The organism is Shewanella nanhaiensis (assembly GCF_019457885.1).
In the GTDB taxonomy this organism is placed as follows: Bacteria; Pseudomonadota; Gammaproteobacteria; order Enterobacterales; family Shewanellaceae; genus Shewanella; species Shewanella nanhaiensis.
Map to the genome: position 1 here is coordinate 99,655 of NZ_JAHZST010000012.1, position 24,897 is coordinate 124,551.

Genomic DNA, 24,897 nt, shown 5'->3' on the forward strand with positions numbered 1-24,897 from the left:
TTTAGTCGTGATTAATGCTTAGCCATGAGATCTCGTACTGGGGGCCGGGCTCATTGCCCTGCTAGGACGGCACTACGTGCCCACTAGGTTCTAGGGCGCCGCAAGTGGCTAAGGTTGACGGAATGACCTTCGGCCGCACGGAACGCTTTGCTTACGGTAAGAGCAAAATCAAAAGCTGAATCTTTTTGCTTTATCCGTGAGTGAGGGACGAACGTTCCGTTATCCGTAAGCGCAGCATTCGTTCTAGCTTTTGATTTCCTAGCAGGTCGGAGGCAGTTCTCGAAGCGAAGCGTCCTAGGTCCTAGAACCTTATTTTTAAAGTAGGTTGGCATTTATGCCGTCAGGTTTATATATGAAGAAGGGGCTCAGCTAGTTACCTTGATGTCGCGAAAGTCTGTATTTTTTACTGCTCTTTTGTTGTGTGTTTTGTAGGGGTAAAATTCTTTACTTAAAAATGCCATTGTTGAGATAAAAACATCTTTAATTGTGCTAAAATCAACGCCACTGCATTCTATCATTATATATTTTTGAGTTGTTGTATTATGTCTAGCTTTTTTACTCTGGAGCGGAAAATGGATTTTTTTCAGGTGTTATTCTCTTTAAATCGAACTTATAAGCGATTAGTTAGTGTTGGAATAGATACTGTTTGTTTGTTAGCTTCATTTTGGCTGGCACTAATGGTAAGAACTGATTCAGTTACCGCTTTTGGCAATCAAGGATACTGGCTTCTTATTGGCTTAGTTTGGCCTATTAGTATTATTGCTTTTATGAAGTTGGGTCTATATCGAGCTGTGCTTAGGTATTTGAGCCTACAAGCCTTAACCGCAATTTTGTTAGGTGTAGTGATATCTACAGCGAGTCTGGTGTTTATCTCATACTTTGCCAATTTAGGCTTACCTCGTACAGTTCCCGTTATTTATGCTGCTTTTGCTTTAGTCTTGATTGGGGGCTCAAGGGGAGTGATACGAGTTGCTGTTGGTTCAGGAATGAAGCGGGAAGGTGAACCAGTTATTATCTATGGAGCAGGCGTTAGCGGCAGGCAACTCGTTACTGCTTTAGTTCAGAGCCATGAATACTATCCTTTTGCTTTTGTTGATGATGATGTGACAACCCATGGCAGTGTGATTCAAGGTGTGCATGTTCACTCTCCTTCGATAATGCGTAAGCTGATAAAGCAAAAGCAGGCGACTAAGGTGCTGCTTGCTATTCCAAGTGCCTCTCGTCAGAGAAGAAAAGAGATATTACTCTCTCTTGAACCTTTAGCTGTTCAAGTTTTAACACTGCCTGCAATGGCTGATTTGGTAAGCGGCAATAAGCTTTATAGCGACATTAAAGAGGTGGAGATAGATGACCTGTTGGGTCGCGATGCCGTTTCCCCAAGAGAAGACTTACTCAAAGATAATATTACAGATAAAGTCGTGATGGTCACTGGGGCTGGTGGCTCGATAGGTTCTGAGCTTTGTCGTCAGATATTGAAGCAAAAGCCCAGTAAACTTGTTCTGTTTGAGTTGTCAGAGTTTGGTTTGTACTCAATAGAGAAAGAGCTATCTGCAACGGCTAGAGAGAATGGGCTTGATGTTGAGATCTTTCCGATGCTTGGCTCAGTACAGAGAGAGAACCGCGTTCAGGCCGTAATGGAGTCATTTCAAGTTCAGACTGTATATCATGCCGCAGCATACAAACATGTGCCTTTAGTTGAACATAATGTGGTCGAAGGTGTACGTAATAACGTATTCGGCACCATGTATACTGCTCGTGCTGCCATTGCAGCTAAAGTGGAAACTTTTGTACTTATCTCAACAGATAAGGCTGTACGTCCAACAAATGTGATGGGAACAACAAAGCGTATGGCGGAGTTATCCTTACAAGCTTTAGCCAAGGAGTCTCATGCTACTCGTTTTTGTATGGTGCGATTTGGTAATGTTTTAGGCTCATCTGGCTCTGTCGTACCGCTGTTTAGAAAGCAGATTGCATCTGGTGGGCCTGTTACGGTCACTCATCCGGAAATTACTCGCTTTTTTATGACCATTCCAGAAGCTTCGCAACTTGTTATTCAAGCGGGTGCTATGGGGAAAGGTGGAGATGTCTTTGTTTTGGACATGGGGGAGTCAGTTAAGATTGTAGACTTAGCAGCGAAGATGATCCGCTTAAGTGGTTTTGAAGTTCAAGACTCTATCAACCCAGATGGGGATATTTCAATTGAGTTTACAGGCCTCCGTCCTGGTGAGAAGTTATATGAAGAACTACTTATCGGTGATGATGTTACCGGTACCGAGCATGAGCGGATCATGACAGCCAATGAAGCCTACCTTTCTTGGGATGAGCTAGAAGTTATTTTGAGTAAGCTTGATATGGCGTGCCATGAATTTAACCATGAACTTATTCGTGATATTTTGCTGAAAACCCCTACTGGCTTTAATCCAACAGATGGCATCTGCGATCTGGTTTGGAAAGTGAAGAATGAGCAGCAAGGTACAAAAGTTGTGTCCCTAGTGTCTTAATACATTAGTATCTTAATATATTAGTGTCTTGACTCTATTCAAATACTCTAAACGGCTCCCATTTATTTATAAGGGAGCCGTTTCCGTTTTAATTTAAGGATCAAATTTAAATGAAAGTTGTTATTCCTGTAGCGGGGCTTGGAACACGCATGTTGCCAGCTACTAAAGCTATCCCAAAAGAGATGCTTCCTTTAGTTGATAAACCACTTATTCAATATATCGTCGACGAATGTGTAAAAGCGGGTGTAAAAGAGATCGTTTTAGTTACTCATGCCAGTAAAAACGCAATAGAGAATCATTTTGATACCTCCTATGAGCTTGAGTCTACGCTTGAGAAGCGGGTCAAGCGTCAATTATTAGATGAAGTTAAATCAATATGTCCTAAAGATGTCACTATCATGCATGTACGTCAAGGAGAAGCAAAAGGATTAGGTCATGCAGTACTTTGCGCTAAACCATGTATTGGTGATAATCCATTTGCCGTTGTTTTGCCCGATGTGATTTTAGATGAATACACAGCGGATCAAACCAATGAAAACTTAGCAGCTATGATTGGACGATATAAATCAACTTTAGCTAGTCAAATTATGGTTGCACCTGTGCCAATGGAAGAGGTTAACAAATATGGTATAGCGGATTGTAACGGTATTGAAATAGCAACAGGTGAATCAGCAAAAATTAAGGCGATGGTTGAAAAGCCTGCTGTAGATAAAGCACCATCGAACTTAGCTGTTGTTGGCCGTTATGTATTATCGGAGAGGATTTGGGAGTTACTTGCTAAAACTCCTGCTGGCGCAGGCGATGAGATTCAACTCACCGATGCTATCGATATGTTGATTGAGTCGGATACTGTTGAAGCTTTCCACATGACTGGTAAGTCTCATGATTGTGGCGATAAACTAGGTTACATGACTGCCTTTGTTGAATACGGGCTAAGAAACGAGAAGTTTGGCGCAGAGTTTCGTCAAAATTTGGAGCTTTTGATTAAGAGCTAAGAAGGACGGGCTTCGCCCTGCGAGGACGGCACAAGTGCCTGCTAGGTTCTAGGGCGCTTCGCTATTATAAACGCGGAACGCTTGCGACTACAGTTGACGGAATGACCTTCGGCCGCACGGAACGCTTTGCTTACGGTAAGAGCAAAATCAAAAGCTGAATCTTTTTTACTTTATCCGTAAGTGAGCACGAACGTTCCGTCATCCGAAAGCGCAGCGTTCGTTCTAGCTTTTGATTTCCTAGCAGCCAAAGGGCGCTCTCGCAGCGAAGCGTCCTAGGTCCTAGAACCTTATTTTTAAAGTAGGTCGGCATTTATGCCGTCGATCTTGTTTGTTGTGTTGATTGAGTTTGATGGGCTAAAGCCCAACCTACAGGGGCGCAAAGAAGAGCGTTGAAATCAAAGTTTGCTACTATTTTTATCGCGACATAGCGTTCAGGGTAAGGGAAATGAGAGAATAGATGAGCAAAACCATATTGGTGACAGGTGGGGCTGGTTTTATTGGATCGGCGCTCATTCGTTTTTTAATTAATGAAACTGATAATAGGGTTATTAACTTAGACAAACTAACCTATGCCGGTAACCTGCTTTCACTTAAAGATATTGAAGCGGATGAGCGTTATCATTTTATTCATGGTGATATCTGCGACAAAACTCTGGTCTGTCAAACGTTAAAGCATTTTCAACCTGACTTTATTATGAACTTAGCGGCAGAGAGTCATGTTGACCGCTCCATAGAGGGGCCGTCTGCATTTATTGAAACCAATATCTTAGGAACCTTTAGCTTGCTGGAAGCGGCAAGAAGTTATTGTTTAACTTTATCAGATGAAAAGCGTCATGGTTTTCGATTTCATCATATTTCTACCGATGAGGTGTATGGTGAATTAGGAGATTCAGGATATTTCACAGAAGAGAGTCCTTACTTGCCCAGTTCACCATACTCGGCGAGTAAGGCGGCATCTGATCACTTAGTGCGTGCATGGAGCCGGACCTATAACCTTCCTGTTGTGTTAACAAACTGCTCTAATAATTATGGTGCCTATCAGTATCCAGAAAAACTTATCCCCTTAGTGATAATGAATGCGTTGACTGGCGAGCCTATCCCTATATATGGTGACGGTAAGCAGGTTAGAGACTGGCTGTATGTCGATGACCATGTTCGTGCTCTATATTATGTTGTGACAAAAGGAGAGGTGGGGGAGACTTACAATATTGGTGGGTGTAATGAAAAAACTAATTTGGAGGTGGTTACTGCCATCTGTGTACTGCTTGAAGAGTTGGCTCTAACTAACGCCTATTCCAGTAATGAAATAGATGGAGGGTTTTCGAGTTTAATCACCTATGTGACCGATAGACCTGGTCATGATACTCGTTATGCTATCGATGCCGGGAAAATAGCACGAGAGCTAAATTGGCAGCCAATGGAGTCTTTTAGTTCAGGTTTGAGAAAAACGGTTATCTGGTACTTAGAAAATCAAGCCTGGTGCCAATCGATTCTCACTAAATCTCAAAACAAACCATCTTCACCAAATAAGCCATCTGAAGCTGATTGAGATATGAATATGGATAGTGTCAATTTAGCCCCTGATAAACGGTTACACAGTAGAAAACAGGTAAAGGTACTGGTTATCGGGAAACATGGTCTGCTGGCTCTAGAGTTAGCTGATACAGTGCCTACTGATGTTGAATTGACCTGCCTTAGTCGAACTGAAATCGATCTTACCGAGCCATCAGACATAAACCGAGTTATCTCAACTATCAAGCCGAATATCATTATTAATGTGTCAGGTTTTACCGATGTCGAGGCCGCTGAGTCATCTTATGAAAATGCTCATGCATTAAACGGGAAAGCGGTGGGTAACATCGCTTCTGCAGCATTTAATGCGAAGGTAAGGCTTATCCATATTTCAACAGACTTTGTTTTTGATGGTAGCTCTCAAAGGCCTTATACAGTGGATGACAAGCCCAATCCTATTAATGTCTATGGCCAGTCAAAATTAGCTGGAGAGGTGGCAATAGCCAAGTATCACTCAGATAACTTTACTATTGTACGTACCTCTTGGCTCTACTCTAGCTTTGGGAAGAACTTTGTAAAAACGATGCTCAACTTGATGTTAGAGAAAGAGCAGCTAAATATAGTTAACGATCAATTGGGCTCTCCAACTTATGCAAAGGGGCTAGCTCATTTTTTATGGTGTTTGATCAAGCTAGAAAAGTGGCAAGCTATCTATCATTGGAGTGATCTAGGCATTACCTCTTGGTATGAGTTTGCCATAGCTATTCAAGAGCTTGGTATTAAACATGGTCTATTGCAATACCAGATCCCAATTAAACCAATACGCTCTGTTAATTATCCAAGCCTAGCTAAACGCCCTTCATTTAGCGCTTTAGATTGTACGGCATCACAAATGATCTTAACTGGTAAAGCATGGCAAGATGAGTTAACCGATTTTATTAAAGCATTAAAGCTTACCTTGTAGGTTGGGCTTTAGCCCATCGCACTTATCATTTATATATTTTAGCTGACGGCATGAATGCCGACCTACACAGGTTTTAATGAAATTTTCTACAAGTAAACAGAATTCCAATATGGGTAATTTCCTATATTTTTGACTAGATTTTTTCTTAATGGGTTAGCCACTATGTATCGGCTAATGCTTTTTCTGTCGTCATCATAACGTAAAGCTCGGTCATAAAATGATGATTGCCACAACTTGCCGCTTGTTCTTAACTCTTTATTGATAGAAAAGCTGCTGGCTCCTTTAAGTGCCCCTACAGTCTTTGATAATTCTGAGTCATCACCCAAACGTAACAGCCCATGGAAGTGATCAGGCATCAACACCCAAGTTAACCAGATGCAATTATGCTGATGCTCATTCATTGATATTTGCGAGCAGAATATGGATGCAATGTGGAAATCATTGAAATATGTTTGCTTGTTCTGTGTGTTGAAAGTAATAAAATATTCACCTTGCTCTTGTGAAAACCGACCTTTGCGCAAGTCATTCCATGACATAATTGTTCCCTATACTTTAGCTGACGGCATGAATGCCAACCTACACAGATTGTAGGTTGGGCTTTAGCCCATCGCACTTATCATTCATATATTTAGCTTGACGGCATAAATGCCGACCTACAGAGGTTGTAGGTTGGGCTTAAGCTCATCGCACCTCATCATTCATATATTTAGCCTGACGATATAAATGCCGACCTACATAGAATGTGGATCAGGCTTGAGCCCATCAGTGCCCATGGTATTAGTCTTCCTAGCTCTATTGAGAATTTTATATTCCTTTTCGGTATAGAGTTCTTGTCTTTAATAACTTTTAATCTCTCTTCCTGCTGTTATTATCAAATCCATAAAGTGATGAATCTTAAATTTACCTCTGTTCAGATTGAATAGATAAGGGCCATACGGAAATCCATATGTCGACACATCAAACTCATCTTAAGCAGCTTGAAGCTGAATCGATTCAAATCATGCGTGAGGTTGCCGCTGAATTTGATAATCCTGTGATGCTTTATTCGGTTGGTAAAGATTCCTCTGTTCTACTGCATCTTGCTCGTAAAGCATTTTACCCAGGTAAAATCCCGTTTCCTTTGATGCACGTTGATACGAATTGGAAATTCAAGGAGATGATTGAGTTTCGAGACCAAATGGCTAAGAAACACGGTTTCGATCTTATTGTCCATAAAAACCCTCGTGGTTTAGAGATGAATATCAGTCCCTTTACCCATGGCAGCGCTAAGCATACCGATATCATGAAAACTGAAGGGCTTAAGCAAGCGCTTGATGCTCATGGTTTTGACGCAGCATTTGGTGGGGCACGTCGTGATGAGGAGAAATCCCGTGCTAAGGAGCGTGTTTACTCGTTCCGCGATAATAAACACAGATGGGATCCGAAAAACCAACGTCCTGAGCTGTGGAATATCTATAACGGTAAAGTCGATAAGGGAGAAAGTATTCGTGTGTTCCCGTTATCGAACTGGACTGAGCTCGATATTTGGCAATATATCTATCTAGAAGGGATTGAGATCCCCTCACTGTACCTGGCAACTGAGCGACCAGTGGTCGAGCGTGATGGCACTTTGATCATGGTTGATGATGATCGTATGCCACTCGAAGCTGATGAAGATGTGCAAAAGAAGATGGTTCGTTTTAGAACATTAGGGTGTTATCCACTGACTGGCGCGGTTGAATCACAGGCTCAAACACTGCCAGAAATTATTCAAGAGATGCTGCTCTGTACGACTTCTGAACGTCAGGGCCGAGTGATTGATAATGACTCGGCAGGCTCGATGGAGAAGAAGAAGATTGAAGGATACTTCTAAAATTGGAAAGCGATTTTAGAAGTAAGACTGGCTTGCGCCAGGAAAGGCATTCTTGTGTTAAGAGAGCAACGCAGAGAAGCGTCTTTTGTTAAAAAGCATATTGATTCAACCGTGAGTAAGTTTTCCTATTCTCAATGCTCACAGATAAGGAACAGAGATGACTACCAGTTCAAATTTAATTTCTTCAGATATTGAAGAGTATCTGAAAGTTCATGAAAACAAAGATATGTTGCGAGTGCTGACTTGCGGCAGCGTGGATGATGGTAAGTCAACGTTAATTGGTCGCCTGTTATTCGACAGTAAGATGATCTTTGAAGATCAGATGGCAGCGATTGAGAAAGACTCTAAGCGTTTTAATACCACCGATGACTCTTTTGACCTAGCACTGCTGGTGGATGGATTGCAATCTGAGCGAGAGCAGGGCATTACCATCGATGTGGCCTATCGCTATTTCACTACTGAGCAGCGTAAATTTATCATCGCAGATACCCCTGGTCATGAGCAGTACACTCGAAATATGGCGACGGGAGCGTCGACTTGCGACCTTGCTATTATTTTGATTGATGCTCGACACGGTGTTCAGGTTCAGACAAGGCGTCACAGTTTCATCTGTTCTCAGCTTGGGATCAAGCACGTCATCATCGCCATTAATAAGATGGACGCCATTGATTACGATCAAGCGACCTATCAAAAAATTAAGAAAGAGTATCGCGAGTTTGCTGAGGATCTCTCCTTTAGCGATGTGCGTTTTGTTCCTATCTCTGCACTAAAGGGCGATAACGTTGTCAATGAAAGCCCTAATATGACCTGGTACCCGGGCTCGACACTGCTAAAGCTACTTAATACGGTGTCAGTTGAACAGGATAGAAGCGAGTCATTTCGTTTTCAGGTGCAGTACGTCAATAGACCTAATCTGGATTTTCGTGGCTTTTGCGGCACCATAGGTTCAGGTGAAATTCGTGTTGGAGATACTGTCGCCACTCTTCCCTCAAATAAAGAGAGCCGAGTTAAGTCGATTGTGACATTTGACGGTGAGCTTGAAAAAGTGGTTGCTGGTCAAGCTGTGACACTGACCCTTGAAGATGAGATAGATATTAGCCGCGGTGATATGTTGGCTCGTCCCCATGACAAGCCTTTTTCGGTTAGCCATTTTGAGGCCGATGTTGTTTGGATGACAGAGGAGCCACTGTGTGTCGATCGTGAGTATGCGATAAAAGTCGGCAGTAAGTCTGTTTATGGCTATGCTGATGCGATTAACCATAAAGTTGATGTAAATACGCTAGAGAAGCAGTCTGCTCAGCAATTAGCCTTGAACGAGATCGGTAACTGTCACTTTGCAGTAACCGAGCCGGTACAGTTCGATGCTTACGATGTTAATCGCTCTACAGGCTCTTTTATCATCATAGACAGGTTAACGAATGTGACAGTTGGTGCTGGCATGATCCGCAATCCGATAGAAGTTAAATCAACCAAAGCCCATGAGTACTCTGAATTTGAGTTAGAGATGAACGCGCTAGTGCGTAAGCACTTTCCACATTGGGGCGCCAAGGATATCTCTAAAGGATAAGTTATACGTAGGAGGGGCTTTATTAGCCCCGATGTTTTTATATGTATTAATCGCGGCTAAAGCCGCTCCTACAATGAGAGTCAGGATGTTATGTCACTAGATGCTTATTTGACGATAGGGGTGTTCTGCATGACGATTTTGGGGCTTATTAGCTTCCAGAGTCGTCCATCTCTGGTATTTGGTGTAGCCCTACTTGTCTTAGTGGGGCTAAATCTTGTATCGCGTGAGCAGCTTCTATCGAGTATGTCTAATCCAGGATTAGTGACCTTAGTGTTACTGATCCTATGCTCGTTCGCCCTTGAGAAAACCCGTTTACTGCGGGTGATAGCCTCTAAGGTGATAGTTGGCAGTTACAATTCAACTTGGGCGCGTCTGTTTGGCGTGACGGCACTTAGTTCAGCCCTATTAAATAATACGGCTGTGGTAGCCACTTTACTCTCTCCAATTCGTAATAATCCACACCACTTTGCCAGTAAATTACTCTTGCCTCTCTCCTATGCGGCAATTTTGGGGGGAACGCTGACACTGATTGGTACGTCAACCAACCTGATCATTAATAGTCTCTACATCGATGCAGAGGGAAAGTCATTGAGCTTTTTCTCCTTTACCGCTGTTGGTGCCATGTTGGTACTGGCCTGTGGATTGGTGTTAAGAGTCGTTTCTCGCTGGTTACCTGAGATTGAACATAAAGAGTCTTGCTCAAAAGGTTACTTTATCGATGCTGAAGTGGTTGAGGGCTCAGAGTTAATTGGTCGCTCAGTTGAAAACAATGGGCTAAGGCATCTTGAGTCTCTGTTTCTAGTTGAGGTGGTGCGCAATAAACGTCTGATTAGTCCAGTCACACCGACCGAAGTGCTGCAGCTTGGTGACAGGCTTATTTTCAGTGGCGATATCACTAAGATGATGCAGCTTAGTCAGTTTTCTGGGTTAGAGATGTTTGCCGAGAAAAATGGTCTGCTGGACTCTAACCTGACTGAGGTTGTGGTTAAGCAAGAGAGTGTGCTTATCTCAAAAACCTTAAAAGATGCTGGTTTTAGAGCGCTTTTTGACGCTGCCGTGGTTGCTATCAGGCGTGATGGTGAGGAGATATCGGGTAAGTTAGGCGAAGTGGTGATAAAGGCTGGCGATTTTTTAATTTTGGCCGTGGGGGATGACTTTAAGTCACGACGAAATCTCAGTAAAAACTTTATTGTGATCAGTGGTGTTGAGCCTGAAACACGCAATAATGGCTTTAAAGCTTGGTTATCCATTGGTGGCTTTGTGTTCACGATTGGGTTAGCCGCTACTGGAGTGATTGAGATGCTCCAAGGGTTAATGTTACTCCTAGGTGTATTGATTTTTAGCCAATGCCTTAGCGTCAATGAAGTCGTTAGGCGCTTTCCTGTTGATATCTGGCTTATTGTTTCCACCGCCATTTTGCTTTCTCACGCCTTAGTGAATACTGGTGTGGTTGAGCTGTTATCTCAGTGGGTCAATCAAGTGGCCGATAAAGAGCACCTGTTTATGGCACTGGTCTTGGTGTACCTTGCCACTTGGCTTATTACTGAACTTGTGACCAATAATGCGGCAGCAGCTTTGATGTTTCCAGTCGCTTACAGTATTGCCTTAGGGTTTGGCGTGGATATATTGCCATTTATCATGACGGTTGCGTTTGCGGCGAGTGGCAGTTTTATCAGTCCTTATGGGTATCAGACAAACTTGATGGTGTATAACGCAGGCCAGTATAAGCTGATGGACTTTGTTAAAATCGGTTTACCTGTCAGTCTGGTTTATGCGGCTATTGTGCTAACGGCTGTGCCGATCTTTTTTCCGTTTTAGCTCGGGCTGTTAATAGTTTCTTCGAGCACAAGATACAGCTAAGAAAGCCTTGAAGCTTAAAACAACTAATGGATATTTTTATGTCATCATTATCTAAAACTAGCGCGTCACCTTATCAGGATATAGAGGTTGAAGATAAATCCTCTGATGTTGTCTGGCATAATGCAAGTGTGAGCCATGAGCAAAGGGTTGCGGCGCAGGGGCACAAGCCTGCCGTGCTTTGGTTTACGGGGCTGAGTGGCTCTGGTAAGTCTACAGTGGCTAATGCTGTGGATAAATTACTCTATGATTTAGGGTGCAAGACCTATCTGCTTGATGGTGATAATGTTCGTCATGGGCTTAATGGCGATTTAGGTTTCTCAGATAAAGATCGAGTTGAGAATATTCGCCGTATCGGTGAGGTATCAAAACTGTTTGTTGATGCTGGGTTACTTGTATCGACCGCTTTTATCTCTCCCTTTGTTGCGGATCGTGACTTGGTCAGGCAGCTGTTAGCAGATAAGCAGTTTATTGAGGTGTTTATCGACACGCCGCTTGAGGTGTGTGAAGAGCGAGATCCCAAGGGGCTCTATAAAAAAGCCCGGGCAGGGGAGATTAAAAATTTTACCGGCATCGATTCAGCTTATGAGCTACCTAAGTTACCTGAGATCCATGTGAAGACGGCTGAGAAGTCCATCAAAGCATGTGCAGAGCAAGTGGTTAATTACCTTATCGTGAACGGGTATATTCAATCTAAAAACAGAGCAAAGAAAGCCTCTAGTTGCGAGTAAATAATATGTTGAAAAAACAGTTATGAATTACGATATTTTTAATGGCGACGCTGATGGGATAATCGCGCTATTACAGCTGCGTTTAGCTCAGCCTCTTATAGCAACCTTAGTTACTGGCGTTAAGCGTGATATTGAGCTACTTGAGCCATTAACAAAAAAGTACTCCCTTACGGCACAAGACAGTCTAACTGTGCTGGATATCTCCATGGAGAAAAACAGAGTAGGGCTCCTGTCTGCGCTTGAATCTGGTGCTAAGGTTTTTTATAGCGATCATCATCGTAGCGGTGAGATCCCACAAATTGCAAATTTAGATGCTCATATAGACTTAGATGCTAATACCTGTACCAGTTTGATTATTGATAGCTATTTGCAAGGGAAGTTCCACCTCTGGGCAATCGCTGCAACCTATGGTGATAATCTCATTGCCAAGGCTGATGGCCTTTGCAACAAAGCGGGCCTTTCTCTGTCTCAAGCAAAACAGCTTAATGAGCTTGGAATCTTGGTTAACTATAATGGTTATGGCGCTCATATTGATGATCTGCACTTTCACCCCGCAGAGCTTTATAAGGCGCTGTTAAAATATCCAGATCCTTTCGATGTGATTGCGGATTTACGCTCTCCTTTTCACCGATTAAAGGAGGCGTTTGGCCAAGACATAGACAGAGCGTTGGCTGTAACTCCTTTTTACCAAAGTGCAACCTTATCCTTGTTTGAATTAGAGAATGCGCCTTGGTCTAGAAGGATAAGTGGTGTGTTTGGTAATCAGCTTGCTAATCAAAATCAAGATAGTGCTCATGGCGTCTTTACTGAGAACAGTGATGGAAGCTTTACCGTGTCACTTCGAGCTCCGCTATCTAATAAGCAAGGCGCCGGTGACATATGCAGTCAGTTTGCAACTGGAGGCGGCCGCGCCGCCGCTGCGGGTATTAATCAACTACCACGTGTTGATATTCCTCGCTTTACTCAAATAGTTGAAAGCTATTATGGTTAAATTGCTTCGGGTGAAGCTAAAAATAAGGGCGATAACTTCGTCATCTTCACTAGGTTCCTAGGGCGGGCTGCGCCTTGCTATAAAAGCTAAAGCTAAAGCTAAAGCGAAACAGGATTCTGGCATTCGCCGCAAGGACGACTAAGATTCTATTGCTGATGCAGCTCCTTTCTCCACATACTGTAGGTTGGGCTTTAGCCCATCAATTCCTGAGAACTACAACAAACAAGATCGACGGCATCAATGCCAACCTACAAAAGAAGAAGATCTTCAGCTGCTTTCTCTTTTATAGAAGCGAAGCGCTTTAGAACCTAGCTGGCACTTGTGCCGTCCTCGCAGGGCAAAGCTCATTCTTGTTTCAGTAGCAAAGCGCTAGAACCTAGAACCTAGTAGCCCACTTTTCTCTGTTCCCTCTGTTTTGTTCTGCTTTTTATTGGAAAACAGGTAGTGCTCGATGTTTTCGAATGCATCACATTTTTGTTGTTGCCAGAAGATATTTCGCAGTAATTGGTATTCATTAATGGTTGAGGGGGAGATATGAAAGGTCTCATCTCGGTCTAACCGCTCCATTAATACTTGAAATTGGTAAACGCGATACCTGTTATTAATGGCTTCATTGCTCGTTACTTGCCCGACTAAAGGTAAAAATTCTGCGTAATCATATATCTCCCTGAGCTTTTCAGGTTTCCCACCTTGCTCGAATGAGTAAAAAAGAATGGGGACTTGATGGAGTAAGAGATCGATAAACAGGGAGGATTGATCGGTGATAAGCAGATCAACGCCCTGAAGAATATTGTAAACATCTTCCCAGTGTGAAATATCGATAATATTTGAGTATTGATTTAGATCTTTTCCCAGATGAGCTTCATTAGGATGAAACCGGACTAAGAATAGCTGCTTGTTACGCTTGAGTTGCTTTGATAGTGCAGCCCAATCGAACCCTTTATCATATGGATTCTCTATGGTTTTTTTTTGCTCATCTCTTTTATTGTTAATGTTACTGTCTCGCCAAGTTGGCACATATAAGATGACCTTTTTATATTGAGTATTAAGTAGCTCTGGTATCGACTTGGTTTGCTCTGGGTAACGTTTGAAGTAATCGGTTCTTGGGTTACCGCTGCGAATGAGTTGATGGGCGGCGAGCCTAAAAGCCGAAGAAAATAGGCTATCTATCACAGGGCTTGGGCTGAGCATCATATCGGGTTTTATATGTTGCTGGTGGTAATGTAGTCTATTTTTCCATTCCCCAAGAAGGGTATCGGCTTGGTAAGTATGAGCCAAAGGGCCTGAAGTGATGTCGAACTCAATTTTTTTGAGCGGTGAGCCATGCCATAGGTTTATTTTGACCGCACCTTTAGCAAAATACTGATTAATATCGCCTACGTAACTATTGTAAAAGTAGAACTTAGCGGTTAAGCAGTGAAAAATGCCTACAATGCTGCGTCTGTTATATGCTTCAAATCCCTCTTTTCGTAAGCGTTTAATGACCGCATTATCGCCACTTATCCAAATGGAGCGTATTAATCCAGTGTGTTGCCAATGAAGATAAAGATACTTGGCGTTATCTGAAAACTGGTTTTTATAGCTGCCTAATACGGCCTTATTGACCCTAGGACATAAACCCGCTGTGTGATAGATGATTTTTCTTATTATCGCGCTGAAAAAAGTCATGATAGATACTCACTCTATGTTTTGTCCTTCGCTGCCCTAGCTTAGGTTATTGCCATTTATTCACGCTTTTTCAAGGGATGCTTAATACTACGAGCGCCCCTGGTTAGCCCCTAAGTTGCTCTTTATCTCTGTGGTTGAAATATTACCTGTCCTATCGAGGTACACGACTTTGCATTGATTGGATAGGTGGTCAAATTTGCCTTGCCAGTCACTCCCCATGCCAAAGATATCAATATCAAGTCTTTCTATATCTTCTCTTTTTTGCTCCCAGTTTGTTTCTGGTAGCACTAAATCTACATAGCGGCACGCTGCGATGATCTCCGCTCTTTGCTGGTAATTGAAAAAAGCGGCCTTGCCTTTTTTTGCATTAAATTCATCCGTAGATACGCAAACGATGAGCCTGTCCCCCATGGCTTTGAGTCGCTGGAAAAGACGTACATGGCCGAAATGAAAGAGATCGAAAGTGCCATAGGTAATTATCGTTTTCATCTTCATTCTCCTGTCACCGTCAAAGGGAGCCGTTAATTGATTGCCTTGTTGACATTCTCTTGTGAGTGCAAAGGTTTAGGCATGAACAGTGACTGCTTTAATAGAGATAGGTATTTGGTGTTACTGGGATTATTGTCAAACTCCAACATTAAGAGTGAGCGCTCCTCCTCTGGGGCATCTCCATCAAGAAGCAGTTGAACCGGGCCGAATACTCCAAGCCGATGTTTATTTTGTCCACTTGCATAACGTATTTGGGCCGGTGCCCCAAAAAGGTCTAACTGGCCGGTAAGCACCAAGCAAAGTTGAGGAAGGAGCGAGATAATTCGAGTCGGAGTATTGAATGAGTAGGCAATAAAGCTTTGACCTAAGTTGTCATTAACCATCTCTTGCATGATAGGTTTTGCTTTTAGCTTGAGAAGGATGATTCTGATAAGGGAGTAAGTTGCCACAAGAGGCCAAAATGGCAGACTAATAAGCAAAATAGCCAGGATCAAGAGTCGAGTCATAAAGTGTGTTTGCGAAGGCGTGATATTAGCTTCAATTTGACTGGGGCCAATTAAGGCCTGATCATCAACTTGTATGTGGCCGTCAGTATTTAAATTAATCAGTAAGTTTTTGCATAATATGCTGTTATTAACCTCTAGCCCTTCGCCAACATAAGTGTGCGGCAGAATTAAACAGCTCTCTAGTATCGAGCCTTTATCGATCAGCGTATCGTTACCTATGATGACAGTGTTCTTCATCTCAACGCTGGGATCTACCTTGCTGTTTTCACCAATGATCCCCCAAGCATGCTGTTTATCTAGCCCTTGAGTGTCGGCTTTTGCTCCTACATAAAAGTCTTGCTCTGGATTGGCGGATGTGAAACTGCGCTCCATTGGAGTTAAGGCTGGAATATCATTTCTGGCTAAACTTAAATTTACCTGCAAATATGCCTGAAAACTATCGAGCATATTGCAAAGGCCATGTAGTACGAGAGTGACGACACTGTTGTTTTCACCATTATTGATAAGGGGCCAGTCAATACTATCAAGATAGGGCTGTGCGGCTGGAAGCAGTGACATTCCAGCGTTCTCATTGGCCATTTTGGCTTGTACAAATTCGTTAGGAAATTGTCTAGAGAAGTTGATAAAGCTAGCGATACAGGGGGAGCGGAAAATATCACCTCTGATGATCAGTATTGATTCATTAGTGGGTAGTGATAACCGATTGAGTACCGATTTCGTTTTTTCTTGTGGTTTGCTTAAGAAGTATTCAATTTTAATCCCCCACCGCTCTCCATCACCAAGTTGTCGTTCAACCTCTTGAGCTTGTGATGAGATGATTAACTTTACCTCAGAGACTCCTGAGGTGGCGATATCCTCTAAGGTATATTCAATGACAGGCTTGTTGCCTACAGGCAGCAATGCAGGGCAATAGTGTTGTTCAAGGGGGGCGAGTTCATCACCTATTCTATTTGCGAAGATAATTGCTTGCATCTGCCTTCTCCTATTATCTGCGAATCCATCTACCTGCACTTTTTGGAACATATTTTAATAAGCGCCCTTAGCGAGCAGTACAGCGGGAATGGTCTTAACTAAAATCCAAATATCGGTGAGTAATGATTGTTGATAGATATAATCCACATCCAATTTAACTTGTTGATCGAAAGGAATGTCTGAACGGCCACTGACCTGCCAGATACAGGTTATTCCCGGTTTGACAGCCAGTCTTTTTCTATCTTGCATTGAATATTGCTCTACCTCTGTTAACAGTGCAGGGCGTGGTCCAACTAAAGACATGTCGCCTAAAATGACGTTCCATAGCTGTGGAAGTTCATCAATTGAAGCTTTACGGATGAGTTTGCCGATATGGGTGATTCTGGGGTCTCGCTTCATCTTAAATAGCACGCCGCCCTTCATCTCATTGTCTGCTTGTAGCTTTGCTAACCTTTGCTCTGCATCTAGGTACATAGATCTAAACTTCCACATGGTAAAAGAGAGATTGTTTTTCCCAGCCCTTTGCTGGCTAAAGAGCACGGCGCCAGGTGACTCCAAGCGGATCACTAAGGCAACAAGAAGCAGAAAAGGGAGTAAGCTTAATAAGATGATTGAGCCTGCTATCAGGTCAAAACTTCGCTTAACTAGCGCAGTGACTTTTCCCTGTAGTCTTTGACGTGTACAGCGATGAGTGGCGCTGAGGTTATTTGCTTGCATATTGGTTAGCCTAGATGTTTCCACCATGAGGCAGTGTGGAGCGGATAATCCAGAGAGAGCAGCTTGATGTTTTTGTTGGCTAGCTAAATGTTTCTGAGATTGTATCTCTTTAAAAACGCGATAGAGAAAAAGTGGATTACCTATGATGTATCGTTTCCACATTCTTTTAGGCTCTTCACTTAGGCGACATATCCACTCCATTCCCATCTGTCTGACCCATAATGGCGCGCGTTTAACCTTTTCTGCATAGAAATCAAACAGCCCGCCGACTCCAACCCCAACGCCAACATCGAGTTGATGCTTATGTTTTGCTAACCATAACTCCTGTTTTGGTGCACCCATGGCGACGAGCAGTATGGAGGCTTTGGAGTGATTGATTTTATCTATCACTTGTTGCTCGACTAAAGGATCGCTGATGAAGCCATGATGAGTTCCTGCAATTTTTAGTTTTGGGTACTTGAGTTGCATATTCTGAGCGGCAATTGCAGCAACTCCTTTATCGGCGCCCAGTAGAAAAATGGATAGACCGGCATCGGCTGCTTGTTCACACAGCCTTGGAAACATATCTGTGCCGTTTAGATTATCTTTAGGTGCGACTCCCTTACAGATGCTGGCTATTCGTATGCCTGAGCCGTCAGCAAAAACCCTGTCACATGAGGTCTGTAAGCAGTCACGGTATTGGGAGTTTTTGGTGCTGATGTTCATGCAGTCAGCGTTAACAAATGCGTACTGACTGAAATGCTGATTTATCTTTGCTGTAGGTGAGCCAGTATTAGATAGCTGTTTTTTCTGATAATTTTGAGCATTTTCGATAATCAGCGTTAACATCTCGGTCATGCTTAAATTAGAAAGCTTAATATCGAACAGATGAATATCACTGATATTTTGGTTAGCTTGCTTACTGGATAGTAACCAGATAAGAGAGGTACGAGCCAGAGCGAGGAGATAAGAGAAGGCACCTTTATGGGCTTGAGTAATGGCAAGCTCTTGGTTTTCAAAGCTGAGCCCCATCTGTTGATGCATTAATTTGAATGATATTAGCCCAGGTTTAATGCTGGTGGTTCGAGAGCGATTCTGGATGTCTTGTGTCTTAGCATAAGTGTCTGCGGTGTCACTCTTGTTACTCTGTGAAGAGGAAAATATGTAACTCTTTTCTGTTCCTAATAGCGAGATATCGCCTTTGAGTAGGTTGATTAACTGTGGCCACTGACAGCATATCCCTTCACCAGTAAATTGATAAAGGCTGAGTTGCTTGTTGTCGACTCCGTAGATATAAACACGCTCAATAGCTGCACCATATTTGAATTTTCTATACAGGTATTTGAGTAGCAGTACTGGACTTGCAGCCAAGATTAAGAGCAGAGCTGAGATAAAGTCGATTCCTCGAATGAAATTAGGCATTGTCGCTGCTTGCTTAACTTGTGTCTGAGTGGTCATTCTGCCTGCCTTAAGCGTGCTGCTATTGGTGTTGTGTTCATGTTCTTAGTTATTGCATAGGTTAGGCCAACTATTTTTACTGTTTATTTTCAGATGATTACTATGTTTTGAGTCTGTTTTCGATTACTTGTCATCGAGGATGTTGCAGTTTGCAATGCAGATAAAGAGGGAATATGGATGAGTCTGGGGAAGCGTCTAGAGTTACATATTAAGGTAAAAGTTAAAGTAAAGGTGAACCAAGTACCGATAGATAATGGAACCTTCGTGCCTGACTTACGGAAAAAAGAAAGGTGCCGACCTCGTCAGCTTCGAGGTCAGCCGCAAGCTCCTTGCTTGGGGCTTGGGTAAAGGCTAAGAAGGACGATGACTGCGTTATCTTCTAGAACAGTCGTAAACTCCTTGCGAGGACGTTCTCAAGCTCACTACTAGGGCGGCCTTCGGCCTGCTATAAAGGCTAAGAAGGGCGTAGCTAGTCTTTGTTTTTACCCTGTAGGTTGGGCTTTAGCCCATCAATAACTGATATCGTACATGCCTGACGGCATAAATACAGACCTACTTTAAAAATAAGGTTCTAGGACCTAGGACGCTTCGCTTCGAGGACGGCCTCCGGCCTGCTAGGAAATCAAAAGCTAGAACGAACGCTGCGTTTACAGATGACGGAACGTTTGTACCTCACTCACGGATAAAGCAAAAAAGATTCAGCTTTTGATTTTGATCTTACCGTAAGCGCAGCATTCGTCTTTATAGCAGCGAAGCGCCCTAGAACCTAGTAGGCACTTGTGCCGTCCTAGGAGGGCGAAGCCCGTCTTTTTTCTTTTAAGACAACATTGATGACTTAACGCCATCTTTACTGATGCGATTTCTCTGCACAAAACCTAATAGAGTCTGGCCTATGCTCTCGCAAACCTTGTAAACGGATGAAGGCAGTAGCCAGAGTAGATAGGCGGCAGTAAAGGTGACGAGTGTTCTGGCTGTTTCATTGATCATTATTGAGGGAGACTCAGTAAGTGCACGGTTCATCAGGCTGATGGCTGCTTTACCACTGCCATTTCTAATAGATTGTCGCGCAAGGTACCTGAGTTGATAGGCTCTTGCATTATGTTCATGCTTTGCAAGGAGTTTTGGAGCGTAAAGTTTAGCCTTGTCTATCATCGACTCCCAAGATGCTAACTGCTTAATGATATTAGAAGAGAGCCCCTGCTGATTCAGGCGGTAATAGGTTAATGGCTCAGGGATCCCCTCCATCTTCCAGTGAGTGGTAGCGACAATTCTTAACCAGCACTCAATATCTTCTGATTGGCGAAATCTTTCATCGAAATAGCAGGTGTAATGCTCAGGGTGGTTTAGCGCTTGAAAGCGAATATCATTCAGGGTTTCACGGCGAATAACGGGAGCGGAGCCATTACCAACGGGGTTACGACACAGTAGATCGGCGGCTGTGATCCCTTTAAGTTGAGGCATCTGATAAAATTCCGTTCTCTTGCCCTTATGATCCATAAAACTTGAACGTGAGAAGCTGATCCCAACTCTTGGGGAGTCGTTTAGGTGATCAACATGCATTTTTAGCTTGTCTTTATGCCACATATCGTCTGAGTCGATAAAGGCGACATACCTTCCGATAGCATGGCGGATCCCGCTATTGCGAGCTGCGGCTAAGCCTTTATTCTGTTCATGGTTGACGATACGGATCCGGTGATCGAGTATGGTTTTACATATCGCGAGGCTTTGGTCTGTGGAGCAATCGTTAACCAGAATAAGCTCGAAATTAGTAAATGACTGGCTTAGTACTGAATCTATCGCGCTTTTAACAAAGTGCTGCACATTATAGATAGGCATTACTACAGATACTCTAGGCGTCATGGTGAACCTCCTGATTAAAACGTTTCGAATGGCTTTTGAGTCCCTCTTCAGTGCAGATTGCCTGCTTACTAAGAATGAACTGTTGAATGTAAAAACTAAGGGCTGGCATGCAGAGAAGGTGAATAATTAAGATCCCAAGGGCCACAGTCACTAAGCCCCACTGACTGCAGACCGCGATTGTTATGGCTAGCAGTAGTGTAAAGCCGAGGTTAAAGCTGAGATTTAATCGACTTTTGTTCAGACTAATGAGTAGCTGGCTTGCTGCTTCGCCTACGGGCCTTACCAGACCACTTAGGCAGAGAAGAATAAATACAGGCAGAGCACCAGCTTCTATCCATTTACTGCCATAGATTAATGGTAAGTAAATTGGAGAGAGAAGGGTTTGTAGTGCAATCACTGGAATGGCTATTTTTAAGATCAATATCAATGAGTGACTGTAGCGCGCTTTAAGCTCATGTGAGGCGATGACTTTTTGTTGCTTTTTTTTGGCGCCACAAAGGTGGGAATAGAGCGCTGTTCCATAACTTTGAATAATGCCAAGGCTTATTCCTAAGCTAGTGTTAAACGCGAAGAAGTAGATCCCCAAAGCTTCTAAACCAAGAAAGTAGCCGATTAAGAGGTAGTCGATGTTTTGTCTTAACGAGATACTCAGATCGCTCAAACCAACCATAGATCCAAAATTAAACATTTTAGGAATAGGCAAGCCACTCACACTGTGGTTATTAGATTTGGGAAGTGGATTATGGTACCTGTGTATAGCTATCCAGATCAGTATAACCAGCACCTTTGGCAATATAATGGCCCAAATCCCCCATCCCAATAGTGCAAATGTGGCGGTTAGGAGTCCATCGCCTACGGTTTGCCACAAAATTGCGCGGCCAACAACACGCATTTTATTTGCTCTAAGGTTAATTGCTGCATGCAACATACCGATAGGAAGCAGGAGATAGCTTGTTGCCATGAGTATCATAGGCGCGATTATGATCGTGTCTTGGTGATAAAATGCGAGAGGCCAACTGAGTAAGCTCATGGCAACAAATGCGGTGATTGATGCAAACCAATTTATTTTATTTGCATTTGGGAGTGATGCAGCTAGCTCATCGTCGTTCGTCTTGATGAGTGATGCAGAGGTGATCCGTCTAGTGGGTGTACAGATGAGTTCAAAACAGGTCAGTATAATGGCGACTTGTCCGAACACTTCAGGGGTAAATAGCCGGGCTAAAATAATGCTGGAAACTAGGCGTACAACACGTCCCATGACTTGAGCCGATCCCAACCAGAAGAGGCTTTTTGAGAAGCGACTCTTAGCTTGCTGTATTGTGGGATCTGTTTGTTGTTTTAGTACTTGGCTCATACATAAACCTTGCTGATACCGGGTCTAGGTAAAGTAATACAGATTTCATGCCAAGGGTTGGTGTTTTGCTAAGTTGTTGAAAGTAAGGCGGTAACCCTAAAGTTTCGTTAGCCGACTGTGATTTTCTGATGAGTTGGTTGCAGCTTGCTATTGATATCCATTAGCCGTGTTGCAAATTGCAATCCTATTATCAGTATTTGCAATTACCTTTTTAGTTGAGAGTTTATTTATTGACCTTTTCGTTTATGTGCAATACCGACAATAACCAACCCTGGCCAGAACAGGTAGGCTAAGATCTCTAAATTTTCCCCAAAGGTATAGAGAAACAACTGTAATAGCACTGCAATTGCAGAAGCCGCGACTGGGGACTTTGATATTTCGCTAATTAAACTGAGTAGACTGCAGATTAAAGGAAGCGCTAGTGCAATAGCGCCTACTAAGCCTTTAACGAAGAGTAGGCCAAACCAAGTATGATGAGAGCCAATAGGCATATACTCCACAAGATGCGGGCCTCGCTCCACGATACCATGGCCCCATACGAGAGCCTCGTTAGCCCATCGCTGTAGTGCAATCTGTCCTAGATGTTCCCTAACTCGAGTTGACCCCGCTCTTGCAGATTTTATCGCTGAGATACTCAGCTCTATTTTTTCGAGCACATGAACCCCTAAGAGTCCTAATATTAAGGCGGAGGGGGAAGCGACAAAGTAGAGCCAAGGGGACTTGTGCCAGCGAATAAAGGCAAAGTAACCAAGTAGCAGCAAGTAACATACGATGGCTAAGCGTGACTGAGAGACTAAGACCATAACCAAGCTACCTAAGATCCCATATACCTTATAGCGACGCTCTTTCTCCTGAATGGCAAAATTCAGAAAAAGGTTTCCCATCATGCCTAAAGCCGGTGCCCACGGGGTGAAGAGTCGCCATCTAGGAGTACCACTACCGGGGTCAATCTCGTAAAGGCTAACGCTGAAAAACTCAGGGCCAGGGCCACCAATGATACTCAGGGGAGACACATATAGGGTACTCGGTAGGCCTGCAAGCCAAGCGAGAATACAGAAAGGAAGGATAATAAGGGTGTGTTTACTGACAACACAGCAGGCGCGATAGATAAGTTCTGGTCTTATTTTTAATGAGCCTAAAAGTGGAAAAACGGCGAGAAGTGCCCAGCCTTTTGCCCAACCTATGCTGGACTTGATTAATTTTGGGATCCCGAGTTCAAAGTCGAAGTGTGCGATGACGAGAGCGATCAGCATGATGCACATGCCAAATATCCAGCAAAGTTGAGCTGGGGTAATGACGAAGTCTTCTCGTTCAAATATATAGCGTTTTGCCATTCTCAACAGGAGTATCCAGCCTATGACTGGGGCGACGATATACATGGCGCCCAGCACCCAGAACAGGTAGGTATAGGTGATGCTGTACCAGATAATTTTCTCATCTGTATTCATCGACACGGGATCTGGGTTAAATCGTTTGCTCCCCATAGAGACTCCTTTGGATAGATTAAGTCATCAATATTTTTTGCAAAATAGGCTTTCTAACCCAGAGAATACTTAATCCAGCTAAGCAGAAGATGGAGGATATGATCCCACCAAGGAGCGCTAGAATGGTGGAGAGTTTGTTTGGCTTTTCTGGCAGTGATGGTGGGGCGAGCAGTTGAATGAGTGGGTAAGCGGAATAGATATCAGCTTTTCCTATATCAAGTTTTGCTAAGGCTGAAGTAAATACAGCGGTGGCGAGTTGATGTTCTCTATGAAGATCTTCGAGTTTAGCGGCATCATCGTTACTGTCTTCCAGTCGGGTATCCCATGCGGCAATCTGGGTTGTTAAACTTTTTATCTCTTGATTTAATCCTTCAGCTTCAGTGTTTAAAGAGATGAGCTGTCTCATTAACTGAGCCCGGCCGTCGATATCATCTGCAGAGAGCTTAAGCATCAAGACATCATCTTGGTAGCCCAAAAGTATCTTGCAGCGCTTTTTTAACGCCTGAAATAGTGCATCTTGTTGATGTTTTTGAGTCATCACTTGTGGATGTTTCTTTCCATATCGACCTGAGAACTCAGCCAAGGTTGTCGTTGCTTGAGTATAGATCACCAAGAGTTGTTGATAGAGTTGGTCATTTTTCAGTTTCAGTAGATCTGCAGCTTGCTTGGCGTTGAGTGAAAGATGCATCTCAAGCATCTTCTGGCTGGCTATTACCCCTTGAAGTTTTGATACCATATTGACTCTATTGTGTCTGAGTCTCTCTATAGTAAGCGCAAGCTCCTTAAATTGGTCCAGCGAGACCAGCCCTATTTGAGACTGAAAACTAAGGATTTTATCCTGACTCTGGCTGACTTTATTTGCAAAGCCATCGAGTCCTACTTTAACGCCATTTTCTCTCTGTTGTGTTTCATCATCTCTTAATCTGGACAGTAGAGCTTGTAAGCTGTGGTAGTGAGCCCAGGCTTTTTCTTGGGCGCCCTCTGCACTGGGTCCACTTATGGTAAATTGCATCAGTCCCGTTTGATTTGGCAGTTTAAGCTTAGGTTTCCCCATTTTATAATTAGGAATTTTGATTGTTTTAGCGGCAGCATTAATCAACACACTGCTCATAGAGAGCGCTTTATAGTTTTCACGAGGATCAATGGCGGAGCTTGCGTAGGGAGAGCTATTCGTGCTGGTGGCTTGGCCTATGCTGTCGAGATTAACGAGCGCACCAGCACCAGCACCGGGTAAAATTAAGGTCCATTTACTTTCAAAACGAGTTGGACTCATGACTAGCACTAAGGTGACTAAGCTCCAGATGAGCGTTAGTGCTCCAATTGCTGTCTTGATATAAACCCATCGACGAGCATTAACAGGAAGGCTGCTTCCTTTGACTGCTGCTCGTCTTAACCAGAGCAGCTGACTGGGATGGTGTTTTTTCATCTTTCTTCCCTGTC

18 protein-coding genes are annotated in these 24,897 nt (G+C 43.3%); 9 read left to right on the forward strand and 9 right to left on the reverse strand.

What is annotated here, in order from left to right; all coding sequences use genetic code 11:
- The first annotated feature begins 572 nt into the window (after positions 1–572).
- The 4 genes from K0625_RS16300 to rfbD all read left to right on the forward strand — a co-directional run bounded on the left by K0625_RS16300 (position 573) and on the right by rfbD (position 5,972).
- Positions 573–2,501, forward strand: coding sequence for a polysaccharide biosynthesis protein (locus tag K0625_RS16300; RefSeq protein WP_220110659.1), 1,929 nt, complete (start codon positions 573–575; stop codon positions 2,499–2,501).
- Positions 2,502–2,611: 110 nt separating this feature from the next.
- Positions 2,612–3,496, forward strand: a complete 885-nt coding sequence (gene galU, locus K0625_RS16305; protein WP_220110660.1) for a UTP--glucose-1-phosphate uridylyltransferase GalU — start codon at positions 2,612–2,614, stop codon at positions 3,494–3,496.
- A gap of 457 nt (positions 3,497–3,953) precedes the next feature.
- Positions 3,954–5,045, forward strand: a complete 1,092-nt coding sequence (gene rfbB / locus K0625_RS16310; protein WP_220110661.1) for a dTDP-glucose 4,6-dehydratase — start codon at positions 3,954–3,956, stop codon at positions 5,043–5,045.
- Positions 5,046–5,054: 9 nt separating this feature from the next.
- Positions 5,055–5,972 carry a dTDP-4-dehydrorhamnose reductase gene (rfbD, locus tag K0625_RS16315; RefSeq protein ID WP_232847135.1) on the forward strand — a complete coding sequence of 306 codons (918 nt, stop codon included), beginning with the start codon at positions 5,055–5,057 and terminating at the stop codon, positions 5,970–5,972.
- Between the two features lie 86 nt (positions 5,973–6,058).
- Here the strand turns inward: rfbD and K0625_RS16320 are convergent, their stop codons facing one another.
- On the reverse strand, positions 6,059–6,508 hold the full coding sequence (locus K0625_RS16320; protein WP_220110663.1) for an REP-associated tyrosine transposase: 450 nt from the start codon (positions 6,506–6,508) through the stop codon (positions 6,059–6,061).
- A 410-nt stretch (positions 6,509–6,918) separates the two neighbouring features.
- Between K0625_RS16320 and cysD the strand changes: the two genes are divergently transcribed.
- The 5 genes from cysD to K0625_RS16345 all read left to right on the forward strand — a co-directional run bounded on the left by cysD (position 6,919) and on the right by K0625_RS16345 (position 12,970).
- Positions 6,919–7,824, forward strand: coding sequence for a sulfate adenylyltransferase subunit CysD (cysD, locus tag K0625_RS16325; RefSeq protein WP_220110664.1), 906 nt, complete (start codon positions 6,919–6,921; stop codon positions 7,822–7,824).
- Positions 7,825–7,981: 157 nt separating this feature from the next.
- Positions 7,982–9,391 (forward strand): sulfate adenylyltransferase subunit CysN, encoded by a 1,410-nt coding sequence (gene cysN, locus K0625_RS16330; protein ID WP_220110665.1) that lies wholly within the window; start codon positions 7,982–7,984, stop codon positions 9,389–9,391.
- 90 nt (positions 9,392–9,481) lie between these two features.
- Positions 9,482–11,209, forward strand: coding sequence for an SLC13 family permease (locus K0625_RS16335; RefSeq protein ID WP_220110666.1), 1,728 nt, complete (start codon positions 9,482–9,484; stop codon positions 11,207–11,209).
- Between the two features lie 80 nt (positions 11,210–11,289).
- Positions 11,290–11,979 carry an adenylyl-sulfate kinase gene (gene cysC / locus K0625_RS16340; protein WP_232847136.1) on the forward strand — a complete coding sequence of 230 codons (690 nt, stop codon included), beginning with the start codon at positions 11,290–11,292 and terminating at the stop codon, positions 11,977–11,979.
- A gap of 22 nt (positions 11,980–12,001) precedes the next feature.
- Entirely contained in the window at positions 12,002–12,970 is a 969-nt protein-coding gene (locus tag K0625_RS16345) for a DHH family phosphoesterase (protein WP_220110668.1), read from the forward strand.
- 369 nt (positions 12,971–13,339) lie between these two features.
- On the opposite strand, the gene K0625_RS16350 is transcribed toward K0625_RS16345, so the two are convergent.
- From K0625_RS16350 to K0625_RS16385, 8 genes are all read right to left on the reverse strand, one after another.
- Positions 13,340–14,638 (reverse strand): CDP-glycerol glycerophosphotransferase family protein, encoded by a 1,299-nt coding sequence (locus tag K0625_RS16350; RefSeq protein WP_220110669.1) that lies wholly within the window; start codon positions 14,636–14,638, stop codon positions 13,340–13,342.
- A gap of 87 nt (positions 14,639–14,725) precedes the next feature.
- Positions 14,726–15,127 (reverse strand): glycerol-3-phosphate cytidylyltransferase, encoded by a 402-nt coding sequence (tagD, locus tag K0625_RS16355; protein WP_220110670.1) that lies wholly within the window; start codon positions 15,125–15,127, stop codon positions 14,726–14,728.
- 32 nt (positions 15,128–15,159) lie between these two features.
- Entirely contained in the window at positions 15,160–16,605 is a 1,446-nt protein-coding gene (locus K0625_RS16360) for a sugar phosphate nucleotidyltransferase (protein WP_220110671.1), read from the reverse strand.
- 54 nt (positions 16,606–16,659) lie between these two features.
- Positions 16,660–18,759, reverse strand: a complete 2,100-nt coding sequence (locus K0625_RS16365) for a WecB/TagA/CpsF family glycosyltransferase (RefSeq protein ID WP_220110672.1) — start codon at positions 18,757–18,759, stop codon at positions 16,660–16,662.
- 816 nt (positions 18,760–19,575) lie between these two features.
- Positions 19,576–20,619: a glycosyltransferase family 2 protein gene (locus K0625_RS16370; RefSeq protein ID WP_220110673.1), complete on the reverse strand. Its 1,044-nt coding sequence runs from the start codon at positions 20,617–20,619 to the stop codon at positions 19,576–19,578.
- On the reverse strand, positions 20,609–21,973 hold the full coding sequence (locus K0625_RS16375; RefSeq protein WP_220110674.1) for an oligosaccharide flippase family protein: 1,365 nt from the start codon (positions 21,971–21,973) through the stop codon (positions 20,609–20,611). The genes K0625_RS16370 and K0625_RS16375 overlap by 11 nt, the downstream gene beginning before the upstream one ends.
- A 227-nt stretch (positions 21,974–22,200) precedes the next feature.
- On the reverse strand, positions 22,201–23,457 hold the full coding sequence (locus tag K0625_RS16380; RefSeq protein ID WP_220110675.1) for an O-antigen ligase domain-containing protein: 1,257 nt from the start codon (positions 23,455–23,457) through the stop codon (positions 22,201–22,203).
- 19 nt (positions 23,458–23,476) lie between these two features.
- On the reverse strand, positions 23,477–24,883 hold the full coding sequence (locus K0625_RS16385; protein ID WP_220110676.1) for a GumC family protein: 1,407 nt from the start codon (positions 24,881–24,883) through the stop codon (positions 23,477–23,479).
- Positions 24,884–24,897 lie beyond the last annotated feature (14 nt).

What these genes read in the sequence shown, in the direction of transcription:
- K0625_RS16300 (WP_220110659.1), top strand. Translation starts at nt 573, where the DNA reads ATGGATTTTTTTCAGGTGTTATTCTCTTTAAATCGAACTTATAAGCGA.
- galU (WP_220110660.1), top strand. Translation starts at nt 2,612, where the DNA reads ATGAAAGTTGTTATTCCTGTAGCGGGGCTTGGAACACGCATGTTGCCA.
- rfbB (WP_220110661.1), top strand. Translation starts at nt 3,954, where the DNA reads ATGAGCAAAACCATATTGGTGACAGGTGGGGCTGGTTTTATTGGATCG.
- rfbD (WP_232847135.1), top strand. Translation starts at nt 5,055, where the DNA reads ATGGATAGTGTCAATTTAGCCCCTGATAAACGGTTACACAGTAGAAAA.
- K0625_RS16320 (WP_220110663.1), bottom strand. Translation starts at nt 6,508, where the DNA reads ATGTCATGGAATGACTTGCGCAAAGGTCGGTTTTCACAAGAGCAAGGT.
- cysD (WP_220110664.1), top strand. Translation starts at nt 6,919, where the DNA reads ATGTCGACACATCAAACTCATCTTAAGCAGCTTGAAGCTGAATCGATT.
- cysN (WP_220110665.1), top strand. Translation starts at nt 7,982, where the DNA reads ATGACTACCAGTTCAAATTTAATTTCTTCAGATATTGAAGAGTATCTG.
- K0625_RS16335 (WP_220110666.1), top strand. Translation starts at nt 9,482, where the DNA reads ATGTCACTAGATGCTTATTTGACGATAGGGGTGTTCTGCATGACGATT.
- cysC (WP_232847136.1), top strand. Translation starts at nt 11,290, where the DNA reads ATGTCATCATTATCTAAAACTAGCGCGTCACCTTATCAGGATATAGAG.
- K0625_RS16345 (WP_220110668.1), top strand. Translation starts at nt 12,002, where the DNA reads ATGAATTACGATATTTTTAATGGCGACGCTGATGGGATAATCGCGCTA.
- K0625_RS16350 (WP_220110669.1), bottom strand. Translation starts at nt 14,638, where the DNA reads ATGACTTTTTTCAGCGCGATAATAAGAAAAATCATCTATCACACAGCG.
- tagD (WP_220110670.1), bottom strand. Translation starts at nt 15,127, where the DNA reads ATGAAAACGATAATTACCTATGGCACTTTCGATCTCTTTCATTTCGGC.
- K0625_RS16360 (WP_220110671.1), bottom strand. Translation starts at nt 16,605, where the DNA reads ATGCAAGCAATTATCTTCGCAAATAGAATAGGTGATGAACTCGCCCCC.
- K0625_RS16365 (WP_220110672.1), bottom strand. Translation starts at nt 18,759, where the DNA reads ATGACCACTCAGACACAAGTTAAGCAAGCAGCGACAATGCCTAATTTC.
- K0625_RS16370 (WP_220110673.1), bottom strand. Translation starts at nt 20,619, where the DNA reads ATGACGCCTAGAGTATCTGTAGTAATGCCTATCTATAATGTGCAGCAC.
- K0625_RS16375 (WP_220110674.1), bottom strand. Translation starts at nt 21,973, where the DNA reads ATGAGCCAAGTACTAAAACAACAAACAGATCCCACAATACAGCAAGCT.
- K0625_RS16380 (WP_220110675.1), bottom strand. Translation starts at nt 23,457, where the DNA reads ATGGGGAGCAAACGATTTAACCCAGATCCCGTGTCGATGAATACAGAT.
- K0625_RS16385 (WP_220110676.1), bottom strand. Translation starts at nt 24,883, where the DNA reads ATGAAAAAACACCATCCCAGTCAGCTGCTCTGGTTAAGACGAGCAGCA.